This is a genomic window from Pseudomonas sp. CGJS7 (assembly GCF_036961695.1).
In genome coordinates this window covers 1-9,550 of record NZ_JBAMDI010000224.1, presented here as the reverse complement: position 1 = coordinate 9,550, position 9,550 = coordinate 1, and the positions used below count along the sequence as shown (strand labels likewise).

Annotated in this window: 6 protein-coding genes; 3 read left to right on the top strand and 3 right to left on the bottom strand. The window is 61.2% G+C overall.

The genetic code is table 11. From position 1 onward, the window contains the following. A partial coding sequence (locus V7787_RS51220; RefSeq protein WP_336095200.1) for a hypothetical protein occupies positions 1-188 on the bottom strand: 188 nt, incomplete at its 3' end. Between the two features lie 391 nt (positions 189-579). On the opposite strand from V7787_RS51220, the gene V7787_RS51215 reads away from it, so the two are divergent. Next, a complete protein-coding gene (locus tag V7787_RS51215; RefSeq protein WP_336095199.1) occupies positions 580-2,598 on the top strand; it encodes a S8 family serine peptidase in 2,019 nt (672 codons plus the stop codon). 356 nt (positions 2,599-2,954) lie between these two features. Here the strand turns inward: V7787_RS51215 and V7787_RS51210 are convergent, their stop codons facing one another. Further along, positions 2,955-3,797: a hypothetical protein gene (locus tag V7787_RS51210; RefSeq protein WP_336095198.1), complete on the bottom strand. Its 843-nt coding sequence runs from the start codon at positions 3,795-3,797 to the stop codon at positions 2,955-2,957. Positions 3,798-4,189: 392 nt separating this feature from the next. Between V7787_RS51210 and V7787_RS51205 the strand changes: the two genes are divergently transcribed. Further along, positions 4,190-7,108 carry a winged helix-turn-helix domain-containing protein gene (locus tag V7787_RS51205; RefSeq protein WP_336095197.1) on the top strand — a complete coding sequence of 973 codons (2,919 nt, stop codon included), beginning with the start codon at positions 4,190-4,192 and terminating at the stop codon, positions 7,106-7,108. A gap of 50 nt (positions 7,109-7,158) precedes the next feature. Here V7787_RS51205 and V7787_RS51200 read toward each other — a convergent pair whose 3' ends face one another. Next, positions 7,159-7,545, bottom strand: a complete 387-nt coding sequence (locus tag V7787_RS51200; RefSeq protein WP_336095196.1) for a hypothetical protein — start codon at positions 7,543-7,545, stop codon at positions 7,159-7,161. A gap of 648 nt (positions 7,546-8,193) precedes the next feature. On the opposite strand from V7787_RS51200, the gene V7787_RS51195 reads away from it, so the two are divergent. Continuing rightward, a partial coding sequence (locus V7787_RS51195) for an ESPR-type extended signal peptide-containing protein (RefSeq protein WP_336095195.1) occupies positions 8,194-9,550 on the top strand: 1,357 nt, incomplete at its 3' end.

Genomic DNA, 9,550 nt, shown 5'->3' with positions numbered 1-9,550 from the left:
AGCAAGGCGACGGCGGTGTCGATGCGGGCGAAGCGGCGGGCGCCGCCGCGTTTGGCCGTCGAGACGGCCTCGGGCAGGCCGTACTGCACCGACAGGACGTAGCCGTCGGTGCGGCAGTGCAGGGTGTAGCCGCGCACGGCGCCGGCGCGGGCGAGCTCGACCAACGTGGCCTGGGACAGCGCGTTCATCGTCGCGGGCACCCGACACGGGGAATTCGGGAGACGCTACGCCCGGCTCCGGCCGCCGGCAAGCGGCGGGGCGGGGGTGTCGGCGGACATAACGTCAGACTCCGCGCAGCTCCTAGAGGCGAAATCGATTCCACGTCAGAAAAGATAAAAAAAGATATCTCCTGCATAGCCGTATATGAGCCGGCTTTGTAGATCTGAGACACCGGGCGCGCGGGGTGTTAGCACCTATGACGCCGGGGTTCGCGGCTCCGTGTCGGAGCCGCTATTTATTAGATCTCAGAGGGGTTTCTAGATGTCCACTGTCACTCATCACATGACACGTAAGACCGCCTTGGCCGTCGCAACGGTCTTCACGTTGTCCGCATTTTCCGCCCCCGCACTTGCGGGTCAGGTGAATCTGAATGGCTTAGATGCGCCGCAGGGCTACGATGGCTTCATCGTCAAGTACCGCAACGGTTCGGCCCAACGGCGCGACAGCGCTGCGGTGGCGGCCGCCCTGCGCCAGAGCGTGCGGGCCAAGATCGCCGGCCGCCTGCTGGCGCTCAAGCACGTGCGCCGCCTGGGCATCGGCGCCGACTTCGTCCGCGCCGAGCAGTCGCTGGACCGGGTCGACGCCGAGGCGCTGATGCGCCAGCTGGCGGCCGATCCGAACGTCGAGTCGGTGCGGGTCAACCGGCTGTGGACCCATGCGATGGAGCCCAACGACACTCGCTACGGCGAACAGTGGCATTACTCCGCGGCCAATGGCGCGCGGGTCAATACCGCCTGGGACCGGGCGACCGGTGCTGGCACCGTGGTCGCGGTCATCGACAGCGGCATCGCGCCGCACGCCGAGCTCGATGCCCGCAATAACCTGCTGCCGGGCTACGACTTCGTTACCGACGCCGCCCGCGCCCGCGACGGCAACGGCCGCGACGACAACCCCAATGACGAAGGCGACTGGTTCGCCGCGGGGGAGTGCGGGCCGCTGAGCGTCGGCCGCAACTCCAGCTGGCACGGCACCCATGTCGCCGGCACCATCGCTGCGGCCAGCAACAACGCCGCCGGCGTGGCTGGTGTGGCGCACGGCGCGCGCGTCGTTCCGGTGCGGGCCTTGGCCAAGTGCGGCGGGTCCACGGTCGACATCGCCGACGCCATCGTATGGGCGGCCGGCGCCCCGGTGGACGGCATTCCCGTCAACCAGAACCCCGCCGAGATCATCAACCTGAGCCTGGGCGGACTGAGCCAGAACGGTTGCGACCCGTCGTACCAGGAGGCGATCGATGTCGCCGTCGCGCGCGGCGCTACCGTGGTCGTGGCTGCGGGCAATTCCAACCTCAACGTGTCGCGATTTACTCCGGCCAACTGCAACAACGTGATCGCGGTCGCCGCAACAGACCAGAACGGCGACCGAGCCTTCTACTCCAACTACGGCGCCTTGCTCGACATCGCCGCGCCGGGCGGCGAGAACTGCAGCCCGCAGAACCGTTTCCTGGCGCTGGACCAGTCGCCCCAGGGCACCTGCGTCCGCCAGCACGACGAGCAGGCCGTGCTGTCGCTGGGCAATACCGGAGCGCAGCGACAGGGTGCGGCCGGCTACACCTTCATGAGCGGCACTTCGATGGCCGCGCCGCACGTGGCCGGAGTGGCGGCACTGATGCAGTCCGCGGTGGCCAGGCCCCTGACCCCGGCGCAGATCGAGCAGGCGTTGAAGGACTCCAGCCGCGCGATCGCCGCGGCCAACTGCCCGGGCGGCTGCGGCGCCGGCCTGCTGGACGCCAACGCGGCCGTCAACGAAGCGATCCGGATCGGCGGCGGCGCTGGCGGCAACGTCGCCCCGGTGGCCAACTTCAACAGCCAGGTCGCCGGCCTCACCGCGACGTTCACCGATGCTTCGGCGGACGCCGACGGCAACATCGTCTCGCGCAGTTGGAACTTCGGCGACGGTAGCGCCGCCTCGACCGTCACCCACCCCAGCCACACCTATGCCGCGGCCGGAACCTACAGCGTCAGCCTTACGGTCACCGACAACGCCGGCGCCACCCACACCAAGACCGCTTCGGTCACGGTGGCCGCGGCCGGCGGCCCGCAGGTGTACAGCAACGGTACCGACTATGCGATCAAGGACCTGACCACGGTGGAAAGCCCGATCGCGGTGACCGGCCGCACTGGCAACGCACCGACTGCGGCCAAGGTGACGGTTGCGATCCAGCACAGCTTCCGCGGCGACCTGCGAGTCGACCTGGTCGCGCCGGACGGTTCGCTCTATCTGATCAAGAACTACAGCACCGCCGACAGTGCCGACGACGTCCGCAGCACGGCGACCCTCAACCTGTCGAGCGAGGCCCTCAACGGCACCTGGAAGCTGCGGGTGCGCGACAATTACGCCAACGACATCGGCAAGCTTGACAGTTGGAGCATCGAGTTCTGATCTCTATAAACACACTTGTCTGGAACGTAAGGCAGGCCGCTTCTGGCCTGCCTTACGCTTTTGCGCTGCCATATGGCGTGCATCGCTTGCCCGATGTGGCGCCAGCAGTAATTCGCTGAAGCTCCGCGCAGCAGTGGTTTGAGATCAAGCAGAAAGCGATAATGAAGACGTGGAAGGCGTGTGCCCATATCGAAATAAGTTTGAATCTGAAACTGCACGACTGCTGATCGCATTCGTAATGATTGAAAAGTGAGTTGCGTAGACTGCATCACCACACGCCAGCGCAGTCATCTAGTGGGCAAGCAGATCCTCCCGGCCTGCGGCAAGCTCTATTCTTTGAGCCGAAAAGACGGGGGTCAGCCCTCGCCTAGGATTTGCCGTCGGGCCGAGCGTTCGCCGATGATCTGCAGGCTGTGACTTGCGACAGTGTCGGCTTCATCGGCTCCTTCTTGCATGGAGGGAAGCCAAGGCGCATTTGTCCGTGGACCGGGCATATACGTTTCCCATTGTCCGTATGCGAGCCGACGTCCGCCGGGAGCGACATATTCGATTGGGATTCGGACGGTGATCGAATCGACGCTAGTGCTCTCCTTCACTTCGAACTTCCATCTCTGTGCCGCAAGGACTGCCGAGGAGGCGAACAGGTCGCGAACTTCTCGCATTCTCGCATCTTCACCCATCACGTATAGATTTACTTGCTCCGGGACGACTTGGAGAACTTCGCCCTGCGAGCTCAACTGTGCCAGCAAGTACACGGTGCCCGCCGCGTTAGTACTGGCGAGGGCACTGGGGTACACCGGCTTGGTGAAGTTTTCGGATTTGAGTTCGACGCCTGGATTCAAAGGACCGAAATGAATGCTCTTGATCCGGATTGCGACATCACCGTTGGTCTGTCGATGTCCTACGATACGAGCCGTTAGAGCGACCTTTTCGGGCGTCGCATTGAAACCCGCATTAGATGAGGATTCGGATTCGATTAGCCACTGCGCAGCCTTCCCTCTGATCAATGCCTTCACGTCAATGGGTATTTTGCTTTCTTGATCAAACGATATTCCTTCGACCCTTCCGGCTTGTCCGAATCGCGCGTGGCCGGAAACGATCATGCTGATCTCAGCTTGGTTTATGACGTTCGCAGTAGCGGCGATGACGCCTATGGGGAACAGCGAAAGCAGAAATGCCGTTGCAGCGATAGTTCTCATGCTGAGTCCTATAATAGAGGCGTAGGAGTGAAGACTTCACCGGCGTGGGCAGGACAGAGCCATCAACCCAGGCTAGCTGCACTTATCTGAATGTCCCGAAACATAGTCACACTCACACGCAGGCGATCAGGATGCCTGCGGCGATGGTCGTGACCGCAGCATTCTTGATGCCTTCTGAGGTGACCGTTTCAATTGACGACGAAAGCATGGCGTGCGTGTACGGTGCCGGGCGGCGCCTAAGCTCGGCTCTGAAAGGTCTCGCGAGCTGCCCTGGCCGATCGACAGCACTTGCGGGACTATACCGAGCATCACATGATATTGCTGTGCGCGCACAGACTGCGCACACAATCATCTTAAATGTTTGATGCGCATCGAAATTATTCGGAGGCCCGTTGACTAAGACCTGGCCCAGTGAAACGCGTTACTTGCAACTGGCCGATGTCATCGTAGATTTACGCTATCGGCGCCTGATGTTCGAGGGTCGAAGCGTGGAGCTACCGCAGCGGGTGTTCGACCTGTTGCTCCTATTCCTCAAAGAACCTCATACGCTGCATACGCGGGCGGAGCTTTTCGACCGGCTGTGGGCTGGGACCGTTGTCGAGGAGACTAATCTTTCGCAAAACGTGTGGTTGTTACGCAAGGCTTTGGGTGAAGAAGGAAAGGCTTGGATTTGCACGGTTGCCAAGTCAGGCTATGTGTTCGAACCGCCTGGTCTCATCCGCTGCTTGGAGCAGTTACCGGGCGCGCTGCCTGTAACTGCCATGCCTGATCCCGCAGCGACTCCGATAATTCCCGCTACCACCGCGACTGAGGTTGCTCTAGCGACAGATAGTCGGGTGCCGACGTCGAACGCTGGAATCGATGCGGTTGAAGCTCCGTCGACGGTTGCACTGCAGCCGACGCAGACAACGTCAGCGTCTCCAGCGTCTCCGATTGCCGAGCTTGTGCCGGCGCCTTCGATTCGTCAGCGTCGTTATATTAGTTTGATGTTGGCGCTGGTCGCTATGGTCGTGGTGTCGCTGGCAGTGTGGAGACATGTGCCGACACAGAACAATGGATCCGTTGCGCTGGTAATGGTGCAGGACGGTGCGAGCACCTCGTCGTGGCCGGCCAAGCTACTGCAACAATGGTTAGCTTGGAAGCTTGACAGCTTGCCGGAATCGAACGTCCTGCGCGAGGCAGAAGTGGCTACCGCGACGGCGCCGAGCAATGTGGTCTTTTTGTCCTCGATGCTCGCCGCGAATGGAGCGAACAAGTTGGAGTTGCATGTCCGGCTGCTTCAGGACGGTAGGGAAGAGCGGATTAGTGCAGTCGGCACTCCCGCGGAAATGCCCGCACTGGTTGATTCACTTTCGCGCCAAATTCTCGCGCGCCTGCAGCCCCAACATGCAGACCCCTGGCCGGCGCTAGAGACGAGCGCCGAGGCTGCCCAACGCTACGAAGCGTTCGCTATCGCACTGGAACGGCGCGACTGGATGACCGCAAACCGGCTCGGTAGCCAAATCAGTCGGCTCGCGCCCCGCTTCGCCCTGCTGCGCTTGCAGCTAGCTGATGCGCTGAGTCAGCTCAGTCAGACCACCGCAGCCAGAGAACAACACCGGATTGCGTCGCAGCTACTTAAAGACTCACCCCCGCAGGTCGCTGCATTGCTGCGGGCCCGGCAGCAGGCGCTTCAACCTGGCGGCACTGAGAAGGCCTTGCGCTTGTATCAGGCTCTAGTCGACCGACACCCGGACAAGGTCAGCTATCGTCTCAAGCTGGCTGAGCTGCTGATACTCAACGGACAGTACGAACATGCGTTGAGCCACTTGACTGAGAGTCCCGACGGCAACGAGGCGCTCGACGTCCGAATCAGCAAACGCCTGTTAAGAGCACAAGCTTATGGATTTCTAGGTGACCCAGTTCGACAACGCGCTTTAGCAATCCAGGCGCAGCAACTGGCTCGAGACGCAGGCGACGGCTGGGCACCTGAACAGGCTCGTGCTTGGATTTCGCGCGGAATAGCAGAGCGCTATCAGCATCCAGAGCGGAAGTCCGGGGCTGCCTTTGATGAGGCGGCGAGATTGTATAAGCGAGTAGGCGATGCCACCGGGGAACTTTATGCGTCATACCTTGCCCGCGTGACCGCAGCGGACGAAGTCGCAACCGATGCTGAGTTAAACGTGCTGCTGGCACGTGCCAACAGTGGCGGCCATCGTCGAATCGAAGTCTCCATCTTGCTGAACAGTGCTGATCGCAATGCCTTAACTGGTGACGCTGCAGCGTATATCTCCCGTTTGCAGCAGGCTGCGGCGATCGCAACCGCAGCCGGAGATCCAGTGTTGATGAGTGAAGTGAATATGCGGTTGCTGAACGTCGCGCTTCTGACCGCGCGTCTACAGACCGCCGAGGCCTTGGTTCAGCAGCAGCGGGGCTTAAACCTTCGTGGCACTGCCCGCCTGTTTACTGAGCAGTACGCTGCGGCATTGGCCGCTATTCGTGGCGATATTCCGAAAGCCCTGGAAATCGTAGAGAAAAGCGAGAGTCTTTTGCCGCCGCCGTTGCCGGGGGAGCACGAGTCCGAATCGCGGATTCAGATTGCCTGTGTGCGCACCGAGTTGTTGCTGGCCTTAGGCCGGATGGATGAGGCACGCACGACGCTGGAACATTGTCGACAAGGCGAGCGCTGGACAGCGCGGTTCTACGCGCCGTCAGTCGCGAGCACCATGGAACTATTAGCCGGTGATCATTTGCAGGCGAAGACTCTACTCGACCAAGCTCAGGCATCAATGGCCCGCATGGCCCCTGATCGCTGGCTCAACGCTATCGATGTGGCGCGCATCGCCACGCGCCTAGGCGAGATCGATCGTTCTGAACATATTTACGCCGAAGTACTCGCGCCGCTACGCGCCGCCGGCTATACCCTATCCATTGCTACGGTGCTGACCGGGCAAGCGGAGAATGCGGCGGCTCGTGGCGACTGGCAGACCAGTCGTCGCCTCGCAGCCGAAGCGCGGCGCGTAGTTCCGGGCAATATCTGGAGCATAGTCAGCCGGCTGGATCTGTTAGCCGCAGCCGACGCTCGCCAGCATGGCCAGGCCGCTGCCGCTGATCTCGCTAACCGGTTGCACCGGCGGGCCCAAGCGTTAGGGGACGCGGTTACCGAGCTCGAGTCGCACTACTTGTTTGGCCCTGCGAGACTGGATGGCGATTGCGGTGTGGCCGAGCACCGCGCCTTAGTCGCTCGTACGGGCATGCGCGGGGCGGGGCTGGACTGGCTGCAGCGGGATGGACGTAGGCCTGATCCATCGGGACTTGTCACGGCCGAATAGTTGAATTCGCGGACTCGATAGGGCTCTTGATGCGGATGGCTGCAGCAAGCTCACGCTGTAGCCGCGCCGCACGCTGCGTGCGGATTAACGGTTAATAGCGATAACAGTTCCTCTGTACGAGAGGCTGCATATATTTCGAAGGCGGTGCGGTAATAGAACTGCGGCAGCGGGCAGTTCATAAACCAAAACACCATCTGCTCTGGACTGCTATGGTAAGCGCGTGCCGCCGAAAAAATTCGTGCGAGATTGAGCAGGCATCGCTGCATTCTGGCCGTGGCTTGATGTCCGCGAATGATGGCGTTGCCGTTAGGATTGGAAATGGCAGTCAAATCTTTTGCCCGGATGCCCAGTGCTTTAATCACTAGTTTGGGTGAAATGTGCGGGGTTCCCGGAGTTCGCAGCGACCCCATAAAAGTTTCGAATTCGCTCTCGGTCATTGCGGCCTCATATTCCTAAAGCAGCCCGTCCAGTCATCATGTGAGACGGCGTAGGCGGGCATCGGTCGGATGAAATAAGTCTCGCGCTGGCATCGATGTCGGCGGGACATGTTGTGAGTCGGTCTGCTGATGCGCCTATTGCGTTGATTGCACTCTTTGGCTACTTCGGACGCTAGCGGCTACCGATCTTTTTTTTATCATTTCGTCAAAAATGACGTCAAAGATCACACTTTTGTGTGCCTTATTTGCTTTGACATGTGTGCCATAAAGCATTGAATTAAAAGAAAGATGCCTAAGGATCAGGGGCGGGGCCAGCCCTTGCTCAATGCAATCGCTTAGGCCGACGGATATAGGCAACGAAATGAAGAAAAAAAGATATCTCCTCACAAGCGTAGTAGCCGGCTAACTCTTAGCCTGAATTGTGTAGGGCAAGACCGTCGCCGCTATCTGAGCGCTGCTGCGATTTGATCGCCATGCTAGATACATATGCGACCGCATCAGCTTATGTCCTCATAAGTGGACGGTAGTGCCCCTCATGAAACGGTTTGTCCTGCACCGGACGTATTTAACCGTGGGCGGATATCGGTCGGCGATCGGTATTCATTTACTTGCTGTCGATTCGCCTGAACGGCGAAAGGGGAATGACCGATGAACTTCATTTACTGCAAAGTCTGGAGCGCTGCGCTAGGTACCTGGGTAGTGGCTTCGGAACTCGCCCGAGGGGGCAAGAAGACATCGCGGCGCACATCCGCAGGCCTTGCACCGATCGTTGTAATGATCTCCTTGGTTGCGGCATCTACTGCTCATGCTCAACGCAGGTGCGATCTTTACAACGGTGTCGTGGATGATGACAACGGCGGTGCCATCTTGGGGGGGGCGAACTCTTTCGCATGTGGCACGAATGCGCAAGCCGGAGACGTGGCAGCGACCGCGTTCGGCGACACCTCGAAAGCACTTGGTGGTAATTCCTCCGCTTTTGGCTATCTTTCGACCGCTGATGGCCTTCGCGCGACAGCACTCGGCAATGATGCACGGGCGACTAATGATGGGGCATCAGCTGTGGGCACCAACAGTCGTGCGAGTGGGCTTAATGCTACGGCGTTGGGCCGACAGGCGAATGCAGCGGGTGCAGGTGCATTGGCGTTGGGAAGTAACGACGACGCCGCAATCAGTGGTGGTGCTAGCGCCGCTGGTGCGAACTCGATTGCGGTTGGCGGGCTGTCATCAGTCACCGCATCGAGCGTATCCGGTATAGCCGTCGGACGTGGTTCGTCCGTAACCGGTACCTACGGCATTGCCCAGGGCGACGCCGCCGTCGCCGGCTCTTACGGCTTCGCCGGCGGTCGCAGAGCTAGTGCCGGAGGCACGGGCGCTGTTGCGGTGGGCGCTAATGCAACAGCGGGCGCGAACGCGGCCGCCACCGATTCGGTTGCAATCGGTGCGCAATCATCTGTGGTCGCTGCGGCCTCGTCAGGCATTGCCTTCGGCCGCGGCGCGATCGTCAACGGAGCCTTTGGCATCGCTCAGGGCGATGGTGTAGTTTCGGGCGCCACTGGTCGCAATGTCGCCATAGGTTCGACCGGAACCACGGCCAACGGCGGTACCGCCGCCGGCGGCGCGGTCGCTATCGGCCGCGGTCAGACCGCCACTGGCAACGGCGCGGTCGCCATCGGTGATCCGAACAGTGCAATTGGCACCGGCGCGGTCGCGCTCGGCGCGGACAATACCGCCAATGGTCAAGGCGCGATTGCCCAAGGTAACGCGAATAACGCCAACGGCCAGGGCGCGATCGCCCTGGGCAACGCCAATGCCGCGACCGGGCAAGGTGCAATCGCGCTCGGCAGCGCCAGCTCGGCCGGCGCCGCCGGCGCTGTGGCACTCGGCGACGGGGCTTCAGCCAACATCGCGCGCAGCGTCGCGCTGGGCAGCGGCTCGACGACCGCCGCCGCAGTGGGCACAGCCAGCACGACCATCCGCGGCGCCACCTATAACTTCGCCGGCACCG

Excerpts from the sequence above, each read along its gene's own strand:
- V7787_RS51210 (WP_336095198.1), bottom strand. The coding sequence starts at position 3,797 with ATGAGAACTATCGCTGCAACGGCATTTCTGCTTTCGCTGTTCCCCATA.
- V7787_RS51200 (WP_336095196.1), bottom strand. The coding sequence starts at position 7,545 with ATGACCGAGAGCGAATTCGAAACTTTTATGGGGTCGCTGCGAACTCCG.